We start from the raw sequence: 25,671 nt of genomic DNA on the forward strand, positions 1-25,671 counted from the left end.
TCAAAGCGCCCGCGCAATAATCTCCTTCATGATCTCATTGGTCCCCGCGTAAATCCGCTGCACCCGCGCATCCGCCCAGGCCCGGGCAATCGGGTATTCCCACATGAAACCGTAGCCGCCGTGCAACTGCACGCATTCGTCGAGCACCTTGCATTGCAGGTCCGTGGCCCAGTACTTGGCCATCGCGGCGGTGGGCACGTCCAGCTTGCCTTCAAGGTGCAGCGCCAGGCACTTATCGACGAACACGCGGCCGATCTGAATCTCGGTAGCCATCTCCGCCAACTTGAACCGCGTGTTCTGGAAGTCGGCGATGGCCTTGCCGAACGCCTTGCGCTCACGGGTGTATTCCAGCGTCCACTGCAACGCCGCCTCGGCGGACGACAGCGCGCCAATTGCCACGGTCAGGCGCTCCTGGGGCAACTCCTGCATCAGGTACGCGAAGCCCATGCCCGCTTGCCCGAGCAGATTCTCCTTGGGCACGCGCACATCCTGGAAGAACAGCTCCGAGGTGTCCTGGGCCTTCATGCCGACCTTCTCCAGGCGCTTGCCCTTGTCGAAGCCCGGCGTGTCGGCTTCCACCAGGAACAGGCTGGTGCCCTTGGCGCCGGCCTTGGGATCGGTCTTGGCGACCACGATCACCAGCTCGGCAAGAAAGCCATTGGTGATAAAGGTCTTGGAGCCATTGATCACGTACTCATCGCCATCCAGCACGGCCGTGGTCTTGACGCCTTGCAGGTCGGAGCCGGCACCGGGCTCAGTCATGGCAATGGCGGTGACCATTTCGCCGGAGATCAATTTAGGCAGGTACTTGTGCTTCAGCGCCTCACTGCCGTAATGCAGGATGTACGGCGCGACAATGTCCGAATGCAGGGAAAACCCGATGCCGGTGAGCCCGAGCCGGCTGATCTCCTCGATCACCACCGCGCTGTAGAGAAAATCCGCCCCCAGGCCGCCGTACTCCTCCGGCAGATGGGAACACAGCATCCCCGCCTCCCCCGCCTTGCTCCACAGGGCACGGTCGATGTAACCCTGTTTCTCCCATTGCCCGTGGAACGGTGCGGCGTCTTTTTCAAGGAAGGTGCGCACGCTCTCGCGAAAGAGTTCGTGCTCCGGGCTGAACAAGGTTCTGGGGATCATGGGTCACCTGCTGGGATTGTCGGACAAGAACGAGCCCACAGAGCCTATGCCGCGAAGGCATCACAGGACACTGGACACATGCGACAAAAAATAAGACGATCCAGCCGTCTGGTGACCACTTTCCCCTATAAGAATAAATGAAATTATGTCTAACCAAATCTCCACGCCGTTGCGGCGCGTCAGCATTTTGGCCATTGATCGGGTATTCGCTTCAACCCTCATGCAAGCCAAGGATTTCTTCCACCTCGCCAGCCTGCGGTATGGCAAACAGCAAGGCCTGGGCCTGACCCCGGCATTCGAAACGCGCCTGGTCAGCCCCGACGGGCAATCGGTGCGCAGCTTCAGTGATGTGATCATGCCGGTGGACGGCGGCCTCGAAGACGCCGACATCATTGTGTTGCCGGCCTTCTGGGATGATTTCGACGCCCTGTGCACGCGCTACCCGCAAGTGCTGCCCTGGCTGCGCGAACAACACGCCCGTGGCGCCGTCCTCTGCGGCGAAGCCACCGGGGTGTTCTGGCTGGCCGAAGCCGGCCTGCTCGATGGCAAGGAGGCGACCACCTACTGGCGTTTCTTCAATGCCTTCGGCGAACGCTTCCCCAAGGTCCAGCTCAACCAGGACAAGCACCTCACCGACGCCGACAACCTGTACTGCGCCGGCGGCACCACCTCGGCGTGTGATCTTTATATCTACCTGATCGAGCGCTTCTGCGGCGCCAACATCGCCCAGGCCGTGGCCCGCGATATTCTCTACGAAGTGCAGCGCAGTTACTCGCCTGGGCGCATCGGGTTTGGGGGGCAGAAGCTGCACCAGGACGTGATCATCCTGCAGATCCAGCACTGGCTCGAAGAACATTTCGCCGACAAGTTCCGCTTCGAAGACGTCGCCCGGGAACACGGTATGAGCATCCGCAACTTCATGCGCCGCTTCCAGACCGCCACCGGTGACAAGCCCCTGCATTACCTGCAGCGGCTGCGCATCGAAACCGCCAAGGGCCTGCTCTCGGCCAGCCGCAAGAGCATCAAGACCATCAGTTATGAGGTGGGTTACGACGACGCAAGTTTCTTTGCGCGGCTGTTCAGGCAGCACACGGAGCTGTCGCCCAACCAGTACCGCCAGCAGTTCCAGCAAGCCGCGTAACCAAGGCTAAACGCGGTAGAAAACTGTGGGAGCGGGCTTGCTCGCGAATGCGGAGTGTCAGTCGAAACATTCGTCACTGATACACCGCATTCGCGGGCAAGCCCGGCTCCCACATTTGATCTGCGCTGTACTGGAGATCATAAAAAAGGCCCGCATCGCTGAAGGCCTTTTTTATTTCGAGCACATCGACTACGGCTTGTGGCCGCGTGACAGGAACTCGTGGGACTGCATTTCCAGCAAGCGGCTCAGCGTGCGCTGGAACTCGAAGTTCAAGCGGCCGCCGGTATACAGGTCCTTGAGCTCGACTTCAGCCGAGATGATCAACTTGACGTTGCGGTCATAGAACTCGTCGACCATGTTGATGAAACGGCGTGCGATGTCGTCGGTGGTGACGCCCATCTGCTCGACGCCGCTCAAGATCACCGCGTGGAAGATCTTGCCCAGTTCGATGTAGTCGTTCTGGCTGCGCGGGCCGTCGCACAGTTGACGGAACTCGAACCAGGCCACGTCATCGCAGGTGCGCAACGCGATGATTTCGCGGTTCTCGATCATCAACTTGTCGTTTTCCACCGCCTTCGTGCATTCCGGCGTCAGCGCGCGGAAGCTTTTCTTCAGGCTGTCATGCGCGGCTTCGTTCAGCGGGAAGTGGAACAACTCCGCTTGCTCGAGGTGACGCAGGCGGTAGTCGACGCCGCTGTCGACGTTGACGATCTCGGTGTTCTGCTTGATCAGCGCGATGGCCGGCAGGAAGCGCGCACGCTGCAGGCCGTCCTTGTACAAGCCGTCGGGCACGATGTTGGAGGTGGCGACCAGGGTCACGCCGTTCTTGAACAGCTCTTCCATCAGGGTGCCGAGGATCATGGCATCGGTGATATCGGAGACGAAGAACTCATCGAAGCAGATCACCCGTGCTTCTTCGGAGAAGCGCTTGGCGATGATGGTCAGCGGGTTCTTCTCGCCCGGCAGGGTCTTCATCTCTTCGTGCACACGCTTCATGAAGCGGTGGAAGTGCGTGCGGACCTTTTCCTTGAACGGCAGCGCCTCGAAGAACGTGTCGACCAGGTATGTCTTGCCCCGGCCGACGCCACCCCAGAAATACAGGCCCTTGACCGGCACGTGGTCTTTCTTGCCAAACAGCTTGCTGAACATCCCTGGTTTGCTCTGCGAGGCCGCGACCAGGTCGTCGTACAGGCGCTGCAAATGACGCACAGCATTTTCCTGGGCGGCGTCGTGGAAGAACTCAGGGCGTTTCAGATCAGCTTGATATCGTTCTAGGGGCGTCATAATTTCGTTAGCAAGGCAACAAAAACGGGCCGTCACTGTAACGACGGCCCTGGATAATGGCAATCAACCCTTGGTCGGGTTAATCCTCGATTGGGGTCAACGCAACGCGCAGCGCTTCAACGGCGGCATCGCGCGCCGTGCTGTCGGCGAACTCGGCGCTGTCGGCGACAGCGGCGCCGTCCAGCCATACGCTGAAGCTCAGGGCCTCGGTGCGTACGTCCAGCGCGGTGCCACTTTGCAGTTGCTTGGTCACGGCGCCCGCCGCCTTGCCATCGGCAAAGTTGCGCGACAGCAGCAATTGCTCGCCGTCGGCGGCCAACAGGCGGAAGCGGAAGCTGCCGTCGTCTTCACGAAAGCTTACGAAGCGCGCGGCTTTCGCGGCTTTTTTCTTGGTAGCGACCGGCGCGGCCGCCTGGTTGACGAACGAGCGCAGGCCAACCGCTTCGCGCAACTGGGCGAGGAACGGCGCAGCGACGGCACGGGCTTTCTTGGCGCCGATCAGCAGCAGGTCTTCCATGTCCGAAGGGCGCGACATCAGCTGGTGGTAACGCTCACGCGGCTCAGCCAGTTGGCTGTCCAGCAGCTGGAACAGACGGTTCTTCGCCTCGCCCCAACCCAGCCCTTGCAGCAGCTCGGCGCGGAACTCTTCTTCCTGGGCCTTGGTTGCAAAGGCCTGGTACAGGGTGAACAGGTGCGAGTTGTCCGGGTCCTTGGCTTCGCCCGGCGCGCGGGAGTCAGTGACGATCCGCGAGATCGCGTCCTTCATGTCCTTGGCGCTGGTGAACAGCGGGATGGTGTTGTCGTAGCTTTTCGACATCTTGCGGCCATCCAGGCCCGGCAAGGTGGCGACGCTTTCTTCGATCAACGCCTCGGGCATGGTGAAGAATTCCTGACCGTTGCCGAACAGGTGGTTGAAGCGCTGGCCGATGTCGCGGGCCATTTCCACGTGCTGGATCTGGTCGCGGCCGACCGGCACCTTGTGCGCGTTGAACATCAGGATGTCCGCCGCCATCAGCACCGGGTAGCTGTACAGGCCCATGCTGATGCCCGCATCCGGGTCTTCGCCGGCTTCGACGTTCTTGTCCACCGAGGCCTTGTAGGCGTGGGCACGGTTGAGCAGGCCCTTGGCGGCCACGCAGGTGAGCAGCCAGGTCAGCTCGGGAATTTCCGGGATGTCGGACTGGCGATAGAACGTCACCCGGTTCACGTCCAGGCCACCGGCCAGCCAGGTCGCGGCGATTTCCATGCGCGAGCGCTGGATGCGCTGCGGGTCATCGCACTTGATCAGGGCGTGGTAGTCGGCCAGGAAGTAGAAAGAGTCGGCATTGGCGTCCTGGCTGGCGAGAATCGCCGGGCGGATCGCACCGGCGTAGTTGCCCAGATGCGGCGTGCCGGTGGTGGTGATGCCGGTGAGGATACGGGTACGAGTCGTCATGGGTAATCGCTTATCAGACTGCTATCAATTCGAGAGACGCGGCAGCACCAGATCCTTGAGATCGGTCAGCTTGCCGTGAAAAAAGTGTCCGCATTCTGCCACTTTCAGCAGCTCATGGGGGCGTTTCAGGGCGGCGGACCAGTCGTAGACGACTTGCGGGTCGACCACTTCGTCGGTTTCCGGCTGGATCAGGGTCAACGGGCAACCCTGCGGCAGCACGTCGGTATCGCGCAGGCGCATCACCGCCGCGGCGACCATGAACAGGTGCGCGAGCTTTTCGCCCTTGGCTTCCAGGCGACCGCCCAGGCTGGCGGCCACGTAGCCACCGAAGGAAAAACCCAGCAGCGTGATCGGCAGGTCGGGGTGCTTTTCCCGTAGCCAGGTGGCGGCCGCTTCGGCATCGTCCACTTCACCGGTGGCCATGTCGTGGGTGCCGGCACTCGCACCGACGCCACGATAATTGAAACGTAAAGTAATCAAACCGGCATCGCGGGCGGTGCGTTGCAGGGTCGATACAACTTTATTGAGCATGGTCCCGCCTTGCACCGGGTTAGGGTGGCAGATCAGCGCCAGGCCACGTGGCTCGGGGTGATCAAGGTACAGGGCTTCCAGTTGGCCTACCGGGCCATCGATCAAAACGGGGGTTTCACGCATGAGCAAGGAATGAACTCCGTGACCTCTCAAAGGGTCGACTCGTCTAGCTAAAAGTCTGTGCATGGCATCATTGCGAGCTTAATCGCGGTATACAGCGCAGGTCCGAGCCGTTAACGTAAAGCAAAGCCGTTTATAGAGGAAGGACTCGTGGAACACTCGCTCTTAGTTTGGTTGTTGCCGACTCTTGCCCTGGTTGCCGGTGTCGCCATTGGTTTCCTGGTTGCTCGCTTGCTGCCGAATGCCGCGCCTAACCGCACGCAGCGTCAGCTGGATGACATCCAGGAACGTTTTGACAGTTATCAGAACGAGGTTGTTACCCACTTCAACAGCACCGCGACCCTGGTCAAGAAGCTCACCCAGAGCTACCAGGAAGTACAGGATCACCTCGCCGATGGCGCCAACCGCCTGGCCCTCGACGACATCACCCGCCAGCGCCTGCTGGCCGCGCTGCATTCCGATGCACCGCAAGCTCCACGCGAGCGCCTGACCCCACCCCGGGAAAACCAGGAGCCGCCACGGGACTACGCGCCAAAAACGCCAAACGCCCCGGGCATGCTGGATGAGCATTACGGCTTGAAGAAGTAAGTCATTTTCAAGCACTGAAAAAGCCCGGCTGATCGATGATCAGCCGGGCTTTTTTGTGGGCGCCAAATCCATCAGGCAACCCCGCTCAACTGTGGGAGCTGGCTTGCCGGCGATGGCGGTGGGTCATTCGGCATCTGTGTCACTGACACACCGCATTCGCGGGCAAGCCCGCTCCCACATTTAGATTGAGCCCAGGCTCGGGAGCGGCGTTGCTGCTGCGGCAACCCGCTCTTGATCTACATATGCTGCCCTCGGGAGCCAAATCCATCAGGCAACCGCGCTCAACTGTGGGAGCTGGCTTGCCGGCGATGGCGGTGGGTCATTCGGCATCTGCGTCAATGACACACCGCATTCGCGGGCAAGCCCGCTCCCACATTTTGATTGAGCCCAGGCTCGGGAGAGGCGTTGCTGCTGCAGCAATTCGCTCTCGATCTACACATGCTGCCCTTGGGAGCCGAATCCATCAGGCAACCGCGCTCAACTGTGGGAGCTGGCTTGCCGGCGATGGCGGTGGGTCATTCGGCATCTGTGTCGCTGACACACCGCATTCGCGGGCAAGCCCGCTGCCACATTTTGATTGCGTTCAGGCTCAGGCTACGGGTTGCTCTTGCAGCAACCCGCTCTCGATCCGCACGTGCCGTCCATGGAAGCGCTTGAGGCTGCTGCGATGGCCGACGCTGACAATGCTCAGCCCCGGCAGCTCGTCGATCAATGCCTGATACAGGCTCGCCTCATCCTCTTCATCCATCGCCGAAGTGGCTTCGTCCATGTACAGCCATTGCGGTGCAAACAGCAACGCGCGCGCGAAGGCCAGGCGCTGCTGCTCGCCCGGCGAGAGCATGCGCTGCCAGTGGTTGGCCTCGTCCAGGCGTGCGACCAGATGCGGCAGGCGGCAGGTTTCCAGCACCTGTGCATAACGTTCTGCCGGATAGACGCTGTCGTCCTGTGGATAACTCAACACGGCCTTCAAGGTGCCGATCGGCAGATAAGGTTTCTGCGGCAGGAACAAATAACGCGCCGCCGGCAGGCGAATACTGCCGTGCCCCGCCGGCCACAGATGGCCCATCGCGCGCAGCAGGGTACTTTTGCCACTGCCGGAACGCCCGCTGAGCATCAGGCGCTGGCCAGGCTCCACGGTCATGTCGGCGGCGGTGAGCAAGTGGCGGCCATCGGCCAGGTCCATGCCGAGGTCCTGCACCACCAGGCGCTCGCCTTCCGCGCGCACATCAATCGCCGGCGCACGCTGCTCGTTATCACGCATGGCCTGGTGGAAGCTCAGCAGACGATCACTCGTGGCGCGCCACGACGCCAGCTCCGAATACGCACTGATAAACCAGCTGAAGTTCTCTTGCACATTGCCGAACGCCGAGTTGATTTGCATCAGCTCGCCCAGCTCGATCTTGCCGGTGAAATAACGCGGCGCGGCGACGATAAAGGGGAAGATGATCGCGATCTGGCTGTAGCCAGCGGTGAAGAAGGTCAGGCGCTTGGACACTTTCATGATGTCCCAGAAGTTGTGCCAGACCTTGGCGAAGCGGGCGCTCAAGCGCTGGTTCTCATTCGGCTCGCCGTTGTACAGGGCGATGCTCTCGGCGTTCTCGCGCACACGCACCATGGAGAAACGCAGGTCCGCTTCGAAGCGTTGTTGTTGGTTGCTCAGGCCGATCAAGCGACGGCCGATGAGGTGCGTGAGCCAACTGCCGACGGCGGCATAAAGCAGCGCACACCAGAACATGTAGCCCGGGATGGTGATGCCGAACACTTCGATGCTGCCCGACACGCCCCACAGGATGATCGAGAACGACACCAGGCTGACCACATTGCGTAACAGCCCCAGGCCCAGGCTCAAGGTGCTTGAAGTGAAGTTGTTGAGGTCTTCGGAAATCCGCTGGTCCGGGTTATCGGTGTAACCGCCCTGCTCCAGCTGGTAGTAGTTCTTGTGGCCCAGCCAGCGCGCGAAGTGCTGCTCGGTAAGCCAGGCCCGCCAGCGGATGGTCAGCATCTGGGTCAGGTACAAGCGGTACACCGCGCCGAGTATCGCCACGGCGGCGATCCCGCCGAAGTAGCCGATCAACTGCCAGAAGGCCGCCGTGTCCTTCTTCTCCAAGGCGTTGTAGAAGTCTTTGTACCAGTGGTTGATCCAGACCGAAATTGCCACGCTGAACAACGACAGGCCAATCACCGCAGCCAGCAGCAGCCAGGCCTTGCCCTTCTCTTCACTGCGCCAATACGGCGTGATCATCGTCCAGGTTCGGCGGAAGAATTGCCCACGCACCGCGTCATTGACCGCGGAATACTCAGCGTTCTGATTCATCGTTCAGGCTCGGTAGGGTAAAGAATGACAGGCGTTTGAACCGATCATAGACGATCGGTTCAGGGCTCCGTGCGGCCTGAAGCAGATTGTTCAGACTTCGTTCAGCGCCGTACCGGGCGCTTCTGCAACTTGCGCTGCAAGGTGCGGCGGTGCATGCCGAGGGCGCGGGCAGTGGCGGAGATGTTGCCTTCGTGCTCGGTCAGCACGCGCTGGATGTGTTCCCACTGCAGGCGGTCAACCGACATCGGGTTTTCCGGCACCAGGGTGTCGAGGTCGGCGTGCTCCGAGAGCAAGGCGGCCAACACGTCGTCGGCGTCCGCCGGTTTGCACAGGTAGTTACAGGCGCCGCGCTTGATGGCCTCGACAGCGGTGGCGATGCTGGAATAACCGGTAAGGATCACCACGCGCATTTCCGGGTCGAGCTCCAGCAGCTTGGGCAGCAGCACCAGGCCGGAGTCGCCGTCCATTTTCAGGTCGAGCGCGGCATAGTCCGGCAGGTCGGCCTGGGCGATGGTCAGGCCCTCCTCGGCCGAACCTGCAGTGCTCACGCGAAAGCCGCGACGGCTCATGGCGCGCGCCATCACGCGGGTAAAGGTGGCGTCGTCATCTACCAGCAGCAGGTGCGGCAGTTCTTCGCCTTCGACTTGGATCTCGTCACTCATCGATATCTCCTCGTGCGACACGGGGCAGGCGCAGCTCGGTGAGCGTGCCACCTTCCTCATGACTATAGAGCTTCACTGAGCCGCCCGCGCGGGTCACGCTGGCCTTGCTCAAAAACAGGCCGAGGCCGAAGCCTTTGCCCTTGGTGGTAAAGAAGGGTTTGCCGATCTGCTCGGCAATGGCCAGCGGCACGCCCGCGCCGTGGTCGCGAATGCTGATGGTGACGTTTTCGGCGTCCCAGTCCAGTTGCACGCCCAGGCCTTCGGGGCAGGCGTCGGCGGCATTGTTCAGCAGGTTCAGCAGCGCTTGGGTCAAGTCTGGCGGCGGCGCCATGCGTGGCACTGTGCCCTGCCCCAGCAGGTTGAAACGGTAACTGGCCTCGGGACGCATCAGGTGCCAGCGGTTCAGGGCTTCGTCGAGCCACTGGGTCACATCCTGCATCTCCACCGCCAGGCGGCGATTGGCCTCGGCGGCGCGCACCAGTTGCTGCAAGGTCTGCTTGCACTGCTTGACCTGTTCCTGCAGCACGCTCAAATCGTCCTGCAGGGCCGGGTCGTGATGGTCCTGGGTCATTTCCTTGAGCAGCACACTCATGGTCGCCAGCGGTGTGCCCAATTCATGGGCAGCGCCGGCAGCCTGGGTGGCGACCGCGAGCAACTGTTGGTCGCGCAGGCCTTCTTCACGACGGATGGCGCGCAATTCTTCCTGGCGGCGCAACTCTTCGGCCATGCGCGCGGCGAAGAAGGTGATCACGGCGGCGGAGAGCGCAAAACTCAGCCACATCCCGTAGATCTGCAGGTTTTCGCGGGCGATGGGGAAGGTTTGCAGCGGATAGAAGCGCGCCAGCAACAGGGTGTACAAGGTCAGGGCGATACCCGACAGCACCACCGAGTAGCGCCACGGCAAGGTCACGGCGGCGATGGTCAGTGGCACCAGGTAATAAGACACGAACGGGTTGGTGGAACCGCCGGAGAAATACAGCAACACACTGTGGATAAACAGGTCGCAGGCCAATTGCAGGGCGTATTCCAGCTCGGTCACCGGCCACGTGGTGCGCAACCGGATCGCGGTGAACACGCACAGCACGATGGAGAAACCGAGGGTCACGGCCAGTTGCAGCCACGGCAGCGGCAACAGGTCGAACCAATAGGCGAGCCCGACGGAGCCGGCCTGTGCGGCCAGTACCAGGGTGCGGATGAACGTCAGGCGCCAGAGGTTCTGGCGGGTGGCGGAAGTCAGTTTTACGGCGGCGAGCATGAGCTCTCCCGGTGAGCGCTGCAGGCGGATCGGCACGAGTATAAACGAAGCGGCGCCTCGGACATTGGGTGTGTGGCTCTTTGACGCAGGGCGCCGCCGCTTCACGTGGCACGCTTCAAACAGCAGGAATCCGCGCGCCTTTTAGCTTGTAGCTCGCAGCTTGAAACTTTTTTTTCTAATTCGTAAACCCGAAGAACCCGATGCCACCGTCTACAGTCATACCCGATACGACCCCCCTAAGGAGCTTCCATGTCTCGTTTCACTCGCAGTGCAGCCATTTTCACCCTCAGCGCCAGCGCCCTGGCCAGCCTCCCGGCCCTGGCTGCCGATGAACTGCATTACAACCAGATTTCCCTGCGTGCCGAGGTCAGCCAGGAAGTGGCCCGCGACAAGATGATCGTCACCCTCTACACCGAGTCCCAGAACACTGACCCGGCCAAGCTCGCCGCCGAAATCACCACCACCCTGAACAAGGCCCTGGGCGAGGCGCGCGAAGTCAAAGGCGTGACCTTGCGCCAGGGCAGCCGCAACAGCTACCCGATCTACGACAACAAGAACCAGAAGATCACCGGCTGGCGTGAGCGCGCTGAACTGCGCCTGGAAAGCGCGGACTTCCCGGCACTGTCCAAACTCACCGGCGAGTTGCTCAACACCCTGAAAATGGAAAACATGGACTTCGCCATCGCCGACGCCACGCGCAAGGCCAGCGAAGACGCCCTGCTCAAGGACGCGGTTGCCGCCTTCAAAGCCCGCGCACAATTGGCCACCGACGCGCTGGGCGGCAAGGGTTACAAGATCGTCAACTTGAACTTCAACACCAATGGCTACCCGATGCCTTATGCCCGTGGCGGGATGATGATGAAGGCGGCCATGGCCGATTCGGCACCGACGCCGGAAGTAGAAGCCGGTACCAGCCAGGTCAGCATGAGCGCTGACGGGGTGATCGAAGTCTTGCAATAACCACGATCTGGACAAAACAAAGGCGCAGCCCTCACGGGTTTGCGCCTTTTTTTTGCGATGTGTCCCCACGGACATGTCATATCCAGCGGCACATTCAATGGAATCAACCCACCGGTTTTCGTTACGCAAATAGTGCCAAGGCTAACAGGGAGTGCAGTGGCGGTACTTATTCACTTCACGAGAACTGAAAACCATGTACGCACCCTCCAGCAACACCGCTCCTCCTCGGCACCCCATCTCCCCTCTGTCAAACGAGCAGACAAAGACCAGCGAGACAGCCACCCCAGCGGCGCGACAGGGCAATCCTGGCCTATCGACATCCCCCCACGAAACGGCGTTGCTCAACGAATACCTCGCAGCGGTGCAGAGCAAAGCAGAGGGTAAAAAACCCGGGCTTATCAAAGTCCCCCGCGAGAGCAATCTGGGCCAGTGGCTCGAAGTCTATCGGGCGCAATTGCAGCATCCTGTGGTTCAAGGCTGGATGCGTGACCAGAAGATCGACCCGACCACCCTAATCGCCGTCAATCCGCGCACAGGCGCTCTGACAGCCGCCGCGGACGGCAAGATGAAAACGTTCACCCTCACGGACAACTCCGGTTGGGGCCAAGTCAGCCGCCCGCTGCTTGAAGCGGCCAAAGTCATTGCGCCAGGAACTGTAGAGAAATTGCAGATGCGCTTTGGCGACGACTTCATCCAAGTGCGCGCAGGGTTGGTTGCCAACTTCCAGGGTGAACACCTTCCAACATCACTGACCGAGGGCAGGTCACAAATCAGGCGCCTGGAGCACAACCAAGCCTTCGACCCCCTCTCGCCTGAGGATCCCGTACGCCCGGCGAACCAGCGCTCGGCGCAAGCGCTTGAACAGCTCAAGCTGCGTGCCGCAACCTTTTACGCCCAAGCGCCCCAGGCGTTGGCCTACAAACACCTGGCAGTGGAAGTTGCCGAGACATTGCCAAATGTGCGCGCCCAAGCAAAACAATGGGCGGAGTCGGTCATTTTCAAACTGACGGGCAAACACGTGGATGCCGACACCCTTTATCTCAACCGTTTCAACAGTTCGCAAAGCGCATCAACGGCTACCGGTTGGGAGCACATGGGCGAGGAGCCAACCGCCTCCCTGCGCCTGCCGGATGCACTGCTGAAGAACTTCTCTGAAAACGACTGGGTCCCCGGCAATCTGGACTCGGAAGCCGGTTTATATATAGACGGGCCAGGTAAAAGTAGAACGGGTGGGTACGGTGCGCATAACCAATTCCCACTGGCTCCTTCGGTGTTGATGCACGCCAGTTGGAAAACCGACTTCCAATCGGTCATGACGCAGAAAATCGACGATTTCTGGAATACCCACGGCACCGATTACCAGACAGCGATCAAAGGCGAGTTCGCCTATCAGGCCCGAAAACAACTGAAGACGGTCGCCGCCAGGCCGGCGGCCGAGCAAACGCTACAAGCACCCGAGCATCGGTTCACGCGGGAAGACTACCGCTTGGTCATGGGCGCGGTCTCCAACCTTCCGCTTGACGAAAATGCACCGCTCAATGTCGAACAACTCAAGTCCCAGGCGCCTGTAAAAGGTGTAGTCCAGGCGCATGCCTTCAATATCAAGGGCTTCTTATCCAACGATATTGTGCGGTTCAGTGCTGCCGACGGTGGCCGCCAGGTCCTCTACATACCGGGCTCGGAACCCGCCTTCCTGCGGTTCGACTCCCTGGAGAAACTGGATCAATGGGTAATCGACCAAGCCAAGGATCCGAAAAAACGCGAATCCTTGATGAAACATTTCCCACTGATCGCCCGCCAGGACCACGAGCCCGGGACGATTGAAAAACTGGCAGGCATTTTCATGCCCATAGTGTCTTTTACCAATGTGGCCAGAAAAACCGAAGGCTTGGACAGCACGTTCGAAAAGCTCGCCAGTGGAGAACTGAAAGATCCGACGTTCGATGGTGACGGCTCGAATATTGAGGGTGACGTCTTCTGCGCTATCGCCACCGCGACTAAGGCGCGCATGACCAGTGACGCCGACGTAATGATCAAGTCCAACAGTGAAGTAACGCGGGACACCTGGCTCAACGACATTACCGTGGCAGCGGGTTTGCTGGCCAAGCTGGCACCCATCGCCGCCCCTGTGGCCGCCGCGGCGGTGGCTACCGGGTTGGCCGAGCTGGCACTTGGGGTGGAAAAACAAGCCTCGGGCGATACCCTGGCTGAACGCAATGACGGAGCATCAAAGGCATTCGATGGCTTGCTGAATATGTTGTTCTCGGTGGGCGCCAGTGGCTCGGTTGAAGACCCGTTTGTGCCCCCTGAAGAAAGCCCCATCACGCCCACCCCGAACGAGCCACCACGAGTTGAAAGCCCACAAACCGTGCCGGCTCCCAACCGCTTGCAGCCCAGCCAAGCGGGCAACCTCAATCAATACGCGGTACCGAACGGCGAGCAACTCATCGAAACGGCTGTACGTAACACGAAGGGTATCTACCAGGTCAAAGAGGCAACCACCGGACTGGACCAGTGGTTTATTCGCTACACCGACGAAAAGGGTATTCGCCAGGTATTTGAGATAAAAAGCGATTTCAAACTGAGCAATGATTATGTGCAGATTATTGAACCCGGTACCGGTAAGCCGGTAATGACAGTACACGCTGACGGAAACGGTGACTGGGCCCGCATCAAAACCGATGGCGGCATGAAGTGGCCGTGGCAACGTGCACCTTCACCAACGCCCAGCAACGACCTCAAGGCAGAGCCCAGGCTTTCCGATGGCTTCGAAATTCTCGGCGACGCCAAAACCAGTGGGGCCGACAAGTTTGATGAGATCTTTAAATACAACCGCAACACCGCCTACCAACAAGGGGTGAGCAACTTTGAAGAGGACGGTATTTTCAAAAGAAAGCTCACGGTTTCCTGGACTGTCGAGGAAGAGAACTTCGAAGTTTTTCCCAGTGAAAAGGCGCAACCCAATGAGTATGGCTCAACTGACTATTCGCCAAACTTTTTAAAAGATTTGAACCGTGACCGTTATTCCGTGCGGATCAAGCAACCCGACGGGTACACCACGGTGGAACTGGATGCCACGGGAAGCGCCGACGGAGCAACATTGCGTATGCGCTTGCAGCAGTTTGAGCAAGCAGTTCCGGATGCGAACATGCGCGCGCGCATCTCCGAAGTTGCTCATCAGGGCAGTGTCGCCCCGACATCGGTGGAGCTGAAAATAAATCAACTGCAAGATCACGTGGGTTTCAAAGGCAAGGACACCCATTACGTCATCACCTATGACCCTGCCACCAATGAGGCCCAGGTCAGCTTCGACGCTCAAATGACACTGCTTGATCTGGACAAGGATGCCGCCCCGATTCCCAACACAGCCGCCGCCACGGAACGAACTTTCCACATTCGAGAAAGCAACGATCTGGAACAAGAGGCCAATCCATACGTCATCGATACCAGCGCGCCCTTTACCTTGAGGACGTCGATTATCACCGACCATCAATAGCCCTGCCGCTACCTGAAAAACCAGAACGGCGGTAACCTCGGTTACCGCCGTTTTCGTTAGGACAGCGTTAGTTTCCTGCCACTTCAGGGGTCTCCATGGAAAGAATTGCTTTCAAACCGCTCCTCCTTGCCGCAGGCCTGCTGGCCTTTATGCCGATGGCCCACGCGGCCAGCACCCTGGTCTATTGCTCCGAAGCCAGCCCCGCCGGCTTCGATCCCAGCCAGTACACCAGCGGCACCGATTTCGATGCCTCTGCCGAAACCGTGTTCAACCGCCTGACCCAGTTCAAGCGTGGCGGCACCGAAGTCGAACCTGGCCTGGCGACGAGCTGGGATGTCTCCAAAGACGGCCTGACCTACACCTTCCACCTGCGCGATGGCGTCAAGTTCCACACCACCGATTTCTTCACCCCTACCCGCGACTTCAATGCGGATGACGTGCTGTTTACCTTCAATCGCCTGCTGGATGTCGACAGTCCGTTCCGCAAGGCCTACCCCTCCGAGTCGCCGTATTTCACCGACATGGGGTTGAACACCACGATCAAAAACGTCGAAAAACTCGACGAACACACCGTGCGCTTCAACCTCAACAACGTGGATGCCTCCTTCGTGCAGAACCTGGCCATGAGCTTTGCTTCGGTGCAGTCCGCCGAATATGCCGCCCAACTGCTGAAACAAGGCAAAGCCGAAGACATCAACCAGAAGCCCGTGGGCACCGGGCCGTTCGTGTTCAAGCGCTACCAGAAAGACTCGCAGATTCGCTACGTGGCGAATAAACAGTACTGGAAGCCCGAGGATGTGAAGCTCGACAACCTGGTGTTCGCCATCACCCCGGACGCCGCCTCGCGCCTGCAGAAGCTCAAAGCCGGTGAGTGCCAGGTCAGCGGTTACCCGCGGCCTGCCGACATCGAGGTGATGAAACAGGACCCCAACCTGCGCGTGCTGCAGCAAGCCGGTTTCAACCTGGGCTTCCTGGCCTATAACGTGACCCACCCGCCGCTGGACCAGCTCAAGGTGCGCCAGGCCCTGGACATGGCCATCGATAAGCCGGCGATCATCAAGGCCGTGTACCAGAGCGCCGGGCAATTGGCGCAGAACGCGTTGCCTCCGGCGCAGTGGTCTTATGACCCGAACATCAAGGATGCGCCCTACGATCCGACCAAGGCGCGGGCGCTACTAAAAGAAGCAGGGGTTGCACCGGGTACGACCATCAACTTGTGGGCGATGACGGTCCAGCGTGCCTCCAATCCGAATGCACGCATGTCGGCGCAGATGATCCAGCAGGATTGGGAAAAGGTCGGCATCAAGGCCAATATCGTCAGCTATGAGTGGGGCGAATACATCAAGCGCGCCAAAAATGGCGAGCACGACGCGATGATTTATGGCTGGACGGGCGACAATGGTGACCCGGATAACTGGCTCGGCGTGCTCTACAGTTGTGCTGCGGTCAAGGGCAGCAACTACGCAAAATGGTGTAACCCGGCGTACGACAAACTGGTCCAGGAAGCGAAGGTCAGCAGCGACCGCGAGCAGCGCATCAAGTGGTATCAACAGGCGCAAAAAATACTTAAGGAACAAGTACCTATAACGCCTATTGCGAATTCGACGGTTTTCCAACCGCTGCGCAAGGAAGTGCGCGACTTCAAGATCAGCCCGTTCGGCCTGACGCCGTTCTACGGCGTGAGTCTAGATAAGTAACAGCAGCGCCCCAACCGAGTGCGCTAGACGCCTCGGTTGGGCTTTTTTGGTGCGCCTGTTGCACCGAAAAAACCCTCGAAATAGACGCAATTGTGTAGAAACTTTCATAATTGCGACATTCCTGTACGTTCGTACCACTGTTTCAGCCTCGCAACGGTTCAGCATCTTGCAATGGGTATGGCGCCTGCATAAGTATCCGCAGGCCGACTCACGAGGTCGCCCTCACCACCAAAAATGACAACAAATCATGAGGCCAACATGCTTAAACACGCAGTCCTTCCGTTATTAGTGAGCGCTGGCCTTATGGCCGCGGCCCCTTTCGCCCATGCGGCGACTAACCTGGTGTTCTGCTCCGAAGGGAGCCCGGCTGGTTTCGATCCAGGCCAGTACACCACCGGAACAGACTTCGATGCTTCGGCCGAAACCATGTTCAACCGCCTGACCCAGTTCGAACGCGGCGGCACCGCTGTGATTCCTGGGCTCGCCACCAGCTGGGACGTGTCCCCGGATGGCCTGACGTACACCTTCCACCTGCGCGACGGCGTCAAGTTCCACACCACCCCGTACTTCAAGCCGACCCGTACCTTCAATGCCGATGACGTGCTGTTCACGTTCAACCGCATGATTAACAAGGACGACCCGTTCCGCAAAGCCTACCCCACCGAGTTCCCGTACTTCACGGACATGGGGATGGACACCAACATCAAGAACATCGAGAAAGTCGATGACCACACCGTCAAGTTCACCCTTGGCACCGTGGACGCCGCTTTCATCCAGAACCTGGCCATGAGCTTCGCCTCGGTCCAGTCCGCCGAGTACGCAGCCCAACTGCTGAAGAACGGCACGCCGCAAGATATCAACCAGAAGCCGATCGGCACCGGTCCGTTCGTGTTCAAGAGCTACCAGAAAGACTCGAACATTCGCTACACCGGCAACAAGGACTACTGGAACCCTGCCGATGTGAAGATCGATAACCTGATCTTCGCCATCACCACCGACCCGTCGGTGCGTATCCAGAAGCTCAAGAAAAACGAATGCCAGATCACCTTGTTCCCGCGTCCGGCCGACCTCAAGGCGCTGGGCGAAGACAAGGACCTGAAACTGCCGCACCAGGCCGGTTTCAACCTGGGCTACATCGCCTACAACGTCATGGACAAGGTCAAGGGCAGCGACCAGCCGAACCCACTGGCAGACCTGCGCGTGCGCCAGGCGCTGGACATGTCGGTGAACAAGCAGCAGATCATCGACTCCGTGTACCAGGGCGCGGGCCAACTGGCCGTCAACGCCATGCCGCCAACCCAGTGGTCGTATGACACCACCATCAAGGATGCCAAGTACGACCCTGAGAAAGCCAAGGCGCTGCTCAAGGAAGCGGGCATCAAGGAAGGTACCGAGATCGTGCTGTGGGCCATGCCGGTCCAGCGTCCGTACAACCCGAACGCCAAGCTGATGGCTGAAATGCTGCAGAACGACTGGAAGAAGATCGGTCTGAACGTAAAAATCACCAGCTATGAGTGGGGCGAGTACATCAAGCGCTCCAAAGGCGGCGAGAACCAGGCCATGATCATTGGCTGGAGCGGTGACAATGGTGACCCGGACAACTGGCTGAACGTGCTGTTCGGCTGCGACTCGCTGGCCGGTAACAACTTCTCCAAATGGTGCGACAAGAAATTCGATGGCATCGTGAAAGAAGCCAAGGCTACCTCGGATGTCGCCAAACGCACCGAGCTGTACAAGCAGGCGCAACATATCCTCAAAGATGCAGTCCCGATGACACCTATCGCGCACTCGACGGTGTATCAACCCATGCGCACCACCGTGCAGGACTTCAAGATCAGCCCGTTTGGCTTGAACTCCTTCTACGGCGTGAGCGTAAGCGGCAAGTAAGGATCACTGACGGCGACGTTTCATAACGTCGCCGTTATTGCATCCGCCTGGACCGTAGGAAACAGACCACGTTCGCAGTCGTTGCCTCCTACAGCAACGCACTGCGATACGCAGCTCTTTTGCCTACAAGGTCAGTCCGATTTTGCGCATTTACTGCGAAGTCCGCGACCCATAACGTCGTAGGACAGCAGAGGCTGCAATCTGGGAAAGGCACTTGCCGTGTGTGGGATCAGTGATGTCGCCCTGGCCGCAAGGCCTGGGTGATTGCTCGCTGATGACAACTACAAACAAGGATCGGGATCGTCATGCGCCATACCACCGTTCTATCCGCAATTTTCGGCACCAGCCTGCTGGCTGTCGCCACGCTGGGCCAGGCCGCCGACAAGAAGAGCCTGGTGTTCTGCTCCGAAGGCAGCCCGGCAGGGTTTGACACTGCGCAATACACCACCGCCACCGACAACGATGCGGCCGAGCCGCTGTACAACCGCCTGGTTGAATTTGAAAAGGGCGCGACTAATGTCGTACCTGGGCTGGCGACCAAGTGGGATATTTCCGAAGACGGCTTGACCTACACCTTCCACCTGCGTGAAGGGGTGAAATTCCACAGCAACAAGGAATTCAAGCCGACGCGCGATTTCAACGCGGACGACGTGCTGTTCACCTTCAACCGCATGCTTGACCCCGACCATCCGTTTCGCAAGGCCTACCCCACCGAGTTTCCGTACTTCAACGGGATGAGCCTGAACAAGAACATCGCCAAGGTCGAGAAAACCGGCCCGTACACCGTGGTGATGACGCTGAACACGGTCGATGCTGCCTTCGTGCAAAACATCGCCATGAGCTTCGCCTCGATCCTGTCGGCCGAATACGCCGACCAGTTGCTCAAGGCCGGCAAACCCAGCGACATCAACCAGAAGCCGATCGGCACCGGACCGTTCGTGTTCCAGCGCTACCAGAAAGATTCGCAGATCCGTTATGCAGGCAACAAACAGTACTGGGACCCGAGCAAGGTCAAGCTCGATCAGTTGATCTTCGCCATCAACACCGACGCCTCGGTGCGCGTGCAGAAACTCAAGGCCGGCGAATGCCAGGTCACCCTGCACCCGCGTCCGGCGGATGTGGAGGCCCTCAAGGCCGACCCGAACCTGCAACTGCTGACCAAGCCTGGCTTCAACCTCGGCTATATCGCCTACAACGTGCGCCATAAGCCGTTCGACCAGCTCGAAGTGCGCCAGGCGCTGGACATGGCGGTGAACAAGCAGAGCATCCTGAATGCCGTGTACCAGGGCGCGGGCCAATTGGCGGTCAACGCCATGCCGCCGACGCAGTGGTCCTACGACGACACCATCAAGGACGCCGCCTACAACCCGGAAAAGGCCAAGGAACTGCTCAAGGCTGCCGGGGTGAAGGAAGGTACCGAAATCACTCTGTGGGCGATGCCGGTGCAACGGCCGTACAACCCCAACGCCAAGCTGATGGCCGAGATGCTGCAAAGCGACTGGGCCAAGATCGGCCTCAAGGTCAAGATCGTCAGCTACGAGTGGGGCGAATACATCAAGCGCACCAAGAACGGTGAGCACGATATCAGCCTGATCGGCTGGACCGGCGACAACGGTGACCCGGACAACTGGCTGGGCACCCTCTACAGCTGCGACGCCATCGGCGGGAACAACTACTCCATGTGGTGTGACCCGGCGTACGACAAGTTGATCAAGCAAGCCAAGGTCGTCACCGACCGAGAACAAAGGACTGTTCTGTACAAACAGGCGCAGCAACTGCTCAAGCAGCAGGTGCCGATCACGCCGGTCGCCCACTCGACGGTCAACCAGCCGTTAAGCGCCAAAGTCGAAGATTTCAAAGTGAGCCCCTTCGGCCGCAACGTGTTCTCGGGCGTCAGTATCAACCCATAAAAAATAACCGGATGCAGGGGAGCGAAACTCGCTCTCCGGCAAACGTGCAGCCTTTTGTTGGGAATTTTCCTACGGCAAACGTTTGCAATAGCTTGAACGAGTTACACACCCAATAGCCGGATCACCAAAAAAGACCGGCATAAAAAAGAGAACCAAAGGAGCTTCAACCCATGAAACTGAGCAGCAAAGCGCTTCTGGCCCTGGCCATCAGCAGCATCACGGCTACCGCCTTCGCTGAATCCGCCAGCCAGGAATTCGTCCCCACCACACTGGCCGGCACCAGCGCTCAAAGCGAGGCCAAAGGCTTTATCGAAGATTTCAGCCTGGGCGGCACCACGCGCAACTGGTACTCCCACGAAAGCAAATACCGTGGCGGCACCTTCGAATACAAGAAGAACGGTGTAACCCGTACCGACCGTAACCGTACCAACTGGGTACAGGGCACCATCATCAACGGCAGCTCGGGCTTCACCCAAGGCACCGTAGGCGTCAAGACCGAATTGGCGGTCTACAACGCGCTGGTCCTGGACCGTAACAAGCGTGACATCAAGGGTGGTTCCAACCGTACCCTGGCTGACTCCGACGGTGATGCAGTAGGCCAGTGGAGCAAACTGGGCCTGGCCAACGTGCAGTTCCGCGTATCGAACACCACGTTGACCGCCGGTCGTCAGAACTTCAGCAGCGGCATCGTCGACACCATCGGCAACCGTGCACTGCCATCGAGCTTCGAAGGTGTGAGCTTCAACAGCGAAGAATTCAGCAACCTGTCGTTCCAGGGCGGCGTGTTTGACCGCGTTTCGCCACGTACCGAACAGAGCCTGTCGAAATTCCGTACCGAATACGGCAATGGCGCGGAAACCGATAAGGTGTCCACACTGGGCCTGAACTACCAGCCGCTGAAAAGCCTGAAAGTCAGCGTCTTCGGCGCTAACGTGAAGGACTTCTGGAACCAGTACTACTTCGGCGCAACCCACGAGCTGGGCGATGCACAGCAACTGGCGCTGACCACCGGTTTCAACTACTACAAAACCGTCGATGAAGGCAAAAAAGAGATGGGGAAAATCGACAACGATACCTTCTCCCTGTCCCTGGGCCTGGCTCACCAGGCTCACAGCCTGACCTTCTCCTACCAGCAAGTGAACGGTAACGAGTACTTCGATTACCTGCACGAAACCAACGGTATCTACCTCGCCAACTCCCTGACCTCTGACTTCAACGGTCCGAACGAGAAATCCTTCCAGATCGCCTACGGCATCAACATGGCCGAATACGGCGTGCCAGGTCTGAAGTTCAACGCCTACTCGGCGCGCGGCTGGGACATCGACGGTACTCACTACACCGGCAACAACGGGCGGGCCAAGTTCGCCTACGACGGCATCCAGAAACAAGACGGCGAAAAACACCAGGAATACGGTGTAGGCGCTTCTTACGCCATCCAGAGCGGCGCTCTCAAGGCCACCACCGTGCGCGCAACCTACGTTGAGCACCGTGGCAGCGAGTTCCAATCCGACGGCAGCATCAAAGAATTCCGTCTGGTCACCACCATCCCGTTCAACATTCTTTAATTAGCACCAGGTAAACGGCGGGCTCAGGACGAGCCTGCCGTCTACGCTTGTCTGGTCCCATCGATTGCAGAGGGCTCTGAATGAAAATGCTCCCGCTACAAGCCGCCATTGCCGCTGCGCTGTTGAGCGTGGCGATCGGCGTTTCGGCCAAACCGCTGGTAGTCTGCACCGAAGCCAGCCCGGAAGGCTTCGACCCGGTCCTGTACACCACGGCCGTCACCGCTGATGCCGCCGCTGAAACCCTGTTCAACCGCCTGGTGGACTTCAAGCCCGGCACCACCGAAGTGATCCCCGCGCTGGCCAAAGACCTGCCGCAGATCAGCGCCGATGGCCTGACCTACACCTTTCAGCTGCGTGACGACATCAAGTTCCACACCACCGACTACTTCAAACCCACGCGCAACATGAACGCCGACGACGTGCTCTGGAGCTTCCAGCGCCAGCTGGACCCGAATCACCCGTGGCATAACAAGTCCCTAGTGGGCTACCCGTACTTCGAAAGCATGGGCTTCAAGGAACTGCTCAAGAGCGTGGAAAAGACCGACGATCACACCGTCGTCTTCACCCTGACCCGCCCTGAGGCACCGTTCCTGGCCGACCTGGGCATGGCATTCTCTTCAATCCACTCGAAGGAATACGCCGACCAGTTGCTGAAATCCGGCAAGACCGAAGACCTCAACGCCAAGCCCATCGGCACGGGTCCGTTCATCTTCAACCGTTATCAGAAAGACGCCCAGGCGCGATTCAAGGCCAACCCGGACTACTTCCGCGGCAAACCAGCAGTCGACCCGCTGATCCTGGCGATCACCACCGATAACAACGTGCGCCTGCAGAAGCTCAAGGCCAACGAATGCCAGATCGCGCTGTTCCCCAAGCCGGATGACATTCCAAGCATCAAGCAAGACCCGAACCTGAAAGTCGACGAACTGGCGGCGATGACCACCAGTTACACCGCGCTGAACACCACTCACAAATACATGAGCGATGCGCGGGTACGTCACGCGATCAACATCGCGTTCGACAAGACCGGCTATACCGAAGCCCTGTTCGGCAAAGGCAATGCGGTGGTAGGTACCGGCCCTTATCCGCCGACCTTGCTGGGTTTCAGCGACAAACTGAAGAACCCGCCCCGCGACCTGGACAAGGCCCGCGCCCTGCTCAAGGAAGCCGGCGTACCGGAAGGCACCGAGTTCACCCTGTTCACCCGTAACGGCGGCGGCCCGACCAACCCCAACCCGATGCTCGGCGCCCAGCGCATGCAGGCGGATCTGGCGCAGATTGGCCTGAAGATCAACATCAAAGTCATGGAATGGGGCGAGATGCTCAAGCGCGCCAAGAACGGCGAGCACGACATGGTTTCGGCTGGCTGGGTCGGTGACAACGGCGACCCGGACAATTTCCTGACCCCAAACCTGAGTTGCGATGCTGCGAAAAACGGCGAAAACTACGCCCGCTGGTGTAACAAAGAGTTTCAAGACTTGATCGACAAGGCACGCGCCATCGCTGAACCCGGCCAGCGCGCTGCACTCTATGAACAAGCACAGGACGTTTTCGAGAAGGACCAACCATGGCTTCCCATGGCTTACCCGAAACTGTTCACCGCCATGCGCAAGAACGTGGAAGGCTTCACCCAAAGCCCTCTGGGGACAAATAACTTCGCCACCACCCAGGTGAAGTAAATAAGAAAAACGCTCGGCGCCTTCGCTATTGAAGGCGCCGAACCTGCCTAACCGGCTGATTGAGGTACACAACAAGATGTTTAGTTTTATTGCCCGCCGACTGGGGTTACTGATCCCCACGTTTTTCGGCATCACGTTGCTGACGTTTGCGTTAATTCGCATGATCCCTGGCGACCCCGTAGAAGTCATGATGGGCGAACGCCGCGTCGATCCCGAGATGCACGCACAGGCAATGGAACGCCTTGGCCTTAACAAGCCGCTGTATGCGCAATACCTGGACTATGTCGGCAAGCTCGCCCAGGGCGACCTTGGCGAATCGCTGCGCACCCGCACCAGCGTGTGGACCGAGTTCACCGCGCTTTTCCCGGCGACCCTGGAACTGTCCATGGCCGCCCTGTTGTTCGCCGGCATCCTGGGCCTGCTGGCCGGGGTGATCGCGGCACTCAAGCGAGGATCCCTGTTCGACCATGGGGTGATGGGCATCTCCCTCGCGGGATATTCGATGCCGATCTTCTGGTGGGGCCTGATCCTGATCATGTTCTTCTCGGTAAGCCTGGGCTGGACCCCGGTATCCGGGCGTATCGACCTGCTCTACGACATCGAGCCGCGCACCGGCTTCATGCTGATCGACACCCTGCTGGCTGACGAGCCGGACGCGTTTTTCGACGCCCTGCACCACCTGATCCTGCCGGCCATCGTGCTGGGCACCATCCCGCTGGCGGTGATTGCGCGGATGACCCGTTCGTCGATGCTCGAAGTGCTGCGCGAAGACTACATCCGCACCGCCAAGGCCAAAGGCCTGTCGCCGGCGCGCGTGGTGTTCGTGCATGGCCTGCGTAACGCGCTGATCCCGGTACTGACCGTGGTCGGCCTGCAAGTCGGCACCCTGCTGGCCGGTGCGGTCCTGACCGAAACCATCTTCTCGTGGCCCGGCATCGGCAAATGGCTGATCGAAGCCATTGGCGCGCGGGACTACCCGGTGGTGCAGAACGGCATCCTGTTGATCGCCTGCCTGGTGATCCTGGTGAACTTCGTGGTGGATATCCTCTACGGCTTCGCCAACCCACGCATCCGTCACCAGCGCTGAGATCATGACCATGACCACACCTACTCAAGTGTCAGCAGTCGATCAGAGCCTGCTGTACCCGTCCCCGTACAAAGAATTCTGGCAAGCCTTTTCCAAGAACAAAGGCGCGGTTGCCGGCCTGCTGTTCATGTTGCTGATCGTGTTCTGCGCGATCTTCGCCCCCTGGGTGGCCCCGCATAACCCCAGCGAGCAATACCGTGACTTCCTGCTGACCCCGCCATCGTGGCTGGAAGGCGGGCAGATCCAATTCCTGCTCGGTACCGATGAACTGGGCCGTGACCTGCTCTCGCGCCTGATCCAGGGCTCGCGCCTGTCCTTGCTGATCGGCCTGTCCTCGGTGGTGATGTCGCTGATCCCGGGGATCCTGCTGGGGCTGTTCGCCGGGTTCTTCCCGCGCTTGCTCGGCCCGACCATCATGCGCCTGATGGACATCATGCTGGCCCTGCCGTCGCTGCTGCTGGCGGTTGCCATCGTCGCGATCCTCGGCCCTGGCCTGATCAACACCGTGATCGCGATCGCCATCGTGTCGCTGCCGTCCTACGTCCGCCTGACCCGCGCTGCGGTGATGGGCGAGCTGAACCGTGACTACGTAACCGCCGCCCGCCTCGCCGGTGCCGGCCTGCCGCGCCTGATGTTCATCACCGTGCTGCCCAACTGCATGGCACCGCTGATCGTCCAGGCCACCCTGAGTTTCTCTTCGGCGATCCTCGATGCCGCAGCCCTGGGTTTCCTCGGCCTTGGCGTCCAACCGCCAACCCCTGAGTGGGGCACCATGCTGGCTTCGGCCCGTGACTACATCGAACGCGCCTGGTGGGTGGTGAGCTTGCCTGGTTTGACCATTTTGCTCAGCGTGCTGGCAATCAACTTGATGGGTGACGGCCTGCGCGACGCGCTGGACCCGAAACTCAAGAACGCCGCCTGAG

18 protein-coding genes are annotated in these 25,671 nt (G+C 59.7%); 11 read left to right on the top strand and 7 right to left on the bottom strand.

What is annotated here, in order from left to right; translation table 11 throughout:
* Positions 1 to 1,137, bottom strand: coding sequence for an acyl-CoA dehydrogenase family protein (locus AC07SI_RS02000; RefSeq protein WP_065900659.1), 1,137 nt, complete (start codon positions 1,135 to 1,137; stop codon positions 1 to 3).
* Between the two features lie 220 nt (positions 1,138 to 1,357).
* On the opposite strand from AC07SI_RS02000, the gene AC07SI_RS02005 reads away from it, so the two are divergent.
* Positions 1,358 to 2,278: a GlxA family transcriptional regulator gene (locus AC07SI_RS02005; protein ID WP_177343923.1), complete on the top strand. Its 921-nt coding sequence runs from the start codon at positions 1,358 to 1,360 to the stop codon at positions 2,276 to 2,278.
* Between the two features lie 189 nt (positions 2,279 to 2,467).
* Here AC07SI_RS02005 and zapE read toward each other — a convergent pair whose 3' ends face one another.
* From zapE to AC07SI_RS02020, 3 genes are all read right to left on the bottom strand, one after another.
* Entirely contained in the window at positions 2,468 to 3,562 is a 1,095-nt protein-coding gene (zapE, locus tag AC07SI_RS02010) for a cell division protein ZapE (protein WP_065900657.1), read from the bottom strand.
* 79 nt (positions 3,563 to 3,641) lie between these two features.
* On the bottom strand, positions 3,642 to 4,997 hold the full coding sequence (locus AC07SI_RS02015) for a tryptophan--tRNA ligase (RefSeq protein WP_315422108.1): 1,356 nt from the start codon (positions 4,995 to 4,997) through the stop codon (positions 3,642 to 3,644).
* Positions 4,998 to 5,021: 24 nt separating this feature from the next.
* Positions 5,022 to 5,651 carry an alpha/beta hydrolase gene (locus AC07SI_RS02020; RefSeq protein WP_065900651.1) on the bottom strand — a complete coding sequence of 210 codons (630 nt, stop codon included), beginning with the start codon at positions 5,649 to 5,651 and terminating at the stop codon, positions 5,022 to 5,024.
* Positions 5,652 to 5,798: 147 nt separating this feature from the next.
* On the opposite strand from AC07SI_RS02020, the gene AC07SI_RS02025 reads away from it, so the two are divergent.
* Positions 5,799 to 6,236, top strand: coding sequence for a Z-ring associated ZapG family protein (locus AC07SI_RS02025; protein WP_017138275.1), 438 nt, complete (start codon positions 5,799 to 5,801; stop codon positions 6,234 to 6,236).
* A gap of 589 nt (positions 6,237 to 6,825) precedes the next feature.
* Here the strand turns inward: AC07SI_RS02025 and AC07SI_RS02030 are convergent.
* The 3 genes from AC07SI_RS02030 to AC07SI_RS02040 all read right to left on the bottom strand — a co-directional run bounded on the left by AC07SI_RS02030 (position 6,826) and on the right by AC07SI_RS02040 (position 10,467).
* Positions 6,826 to 8,550 (bottom strand): ABC transporter ATP-binding protein/permease, encoded by a 1,725-nt coding sequence (locus AC07SI_RS02030; RefSeq protein ID WP_495004978.1) that lies wholly within the window; start codon positions 8,548 to 8,550, stop codon positions 6,826 to 6,828.
* A 101-nt stretch (positions 8,551 to 8,651) separates the two neighbouring features.
* A complete protein-coding gene (locus tag AC07SI_RS02035; protein ID WP_003171731.1) occupies positions 8,652 to 9,212 on the bottom strand; it encodes a response regulator transcription factor in 561 nt (186 codons plus the stop codon).
* A complete protein-coding gene (locus tag AC07SI_RS02040; protein WP_065900649.1) occupies positions 9,205 to 10,467 on the bottom strand; it encodes an ATP-binding protein in 1,263 nt (420 codons plus the stop codon). Before AC07SI_RS02040 ends, AC07SI_RS02035 begins: the two co-directional genes overlap by 8 nt.
* A gap of 249 nt (positions 10,468 to 10,716) precedes the next feature.
* Here AC07SI_RS02040 and AC07SI_RS02045 point away from each other — a divergent pair, with 249 nt between their 5' ends.
* The 9 genes from AC07SI_RS02045 to AC07SI_RS02085 all read left to right on the top strand — a co-directional run bounded on the left by AC07SI_RS02045 (position 10,717) and on the right by AC07SI_RS02085 (position 25,670).
* Positions 10,717 to 11,427: an SIMPL domain-containing protein gene (locus AC07SI_RS02045; protein WP_120447626.1), complete on the top strand. Its 711-nt coding sequence runs from the start codon at positions 10,717 to 10,719 to the stop codon at positions 11,425 to 11,427.
* Between the two features lie 337 nt (positions 11,428 to 11,764).
* Positions 11,765 to 14,923, top strand: coding sequence for a dermonecrotic toxin domain-containing protein (locus AC07SI_RS02050; protein WP_495004979.1), 3,159 nt, complete (start codon positions 11,765 to 11,767; stop codon positions 14,921 to 14,923).
* A gap of 95 nt (positions 14,924 to 15,018) precedes the next feature.
* Complete coding sequence (locus AC07SI_RS02055) at positions 15,019 to 16,620, top strand: ABC transporter substrate-binding protein (protein WP_495004980.1); 1,602 nt, start codon at positions 15,019 to 15,021, stop codon at positions 16,618 to 16,620.
* Positions 16,621 to 16,878: 258 nt separating this feature from the next.
* Positions 16,879 to 18,507 carry an ABC transporter substrate-binding protein gene (locus AC07SI_RS02060; protein ID WP_065900641.1) on the top strand — a complete coding sequence of 543 codons (1,629 nt, stop codon included), beginning with the start codon at positions 16,879 to 16,881 and terminating at the stop codon, positions 18,505 to 18,507.
* 305 nt (positions 18,508 to 18,812) lie between these two features.
* Positions 18,813 to 20,417, top strand: a complete 1,605-nt coding sequence (locus AC07SI_RS02065; RefSeq protein ID WP_065900636.1) for an ABC transporter substrate-binding protein — start codon at positions 18,813 to 18,815, stop codon at positions 20,415 to 20,417.
* A 170-nt stretch (positions 20,418 to 20,587) separates the two neighbouring features.
* Positions 20,588 to 21,982 carry an OprD family outer membrane porin gene (locus tag AC07SI_RS02070; protein ID WP_065900634.1) on the top strand — a complete coding sequence of 465 codons (1,395 nt, stop codon included), beginning with the start codon at positions 20,588 to 20,590 and terminating at the stop codon, positions 21,980 to 21,982.
* An 80-nt stretch (positions 21,983 to 22,062) separates the two neighbouring features.
* Complete coding sequence (locus AC07SI_RS02075) at positions 22,063 to 23,661, top strand: ABC transporter substrate-binding protein (protein ID WP_495004981.1); 1,599 nt, start codon at positions 22,063 to 22,065, stop codon at positions 23,659 to 23,661.
* A 76-nt stretch (positions 23,662 to 23,737) separates the two neighbouring features.
* Positions 23,738 to 24,748 carry an ABC transporter permease subunit gene (locus AC07SI_RS02080; RefSeq protein WP_017739471.1) on the top strand — a complete coding sequence of 337 codons (1,011 nt, stop codon included), beginning with the start codon at positions 23,738 to 23,740 and terminating at the stop codon, positions 24,746 to 24,748.
* A gap of 10 nt (positions 24,749 to 24,758) precedes the next feature.
* Entirely contained in the window at positions 24,759 to 25,670 is a 912-nt protein-coding gene (locus tag AC07SI_RS02085; protein ID WP_027604858.1) for an ABC transporter permease subunit, read from the top strand.
* The last annotated feature ends 1 nt before the right edge of the window (position 25,671 follow it).

The sequence above is a fragment of the Pseudomonas sp. GW821-FHT05D12 genome, assembly GCF_059419825.1.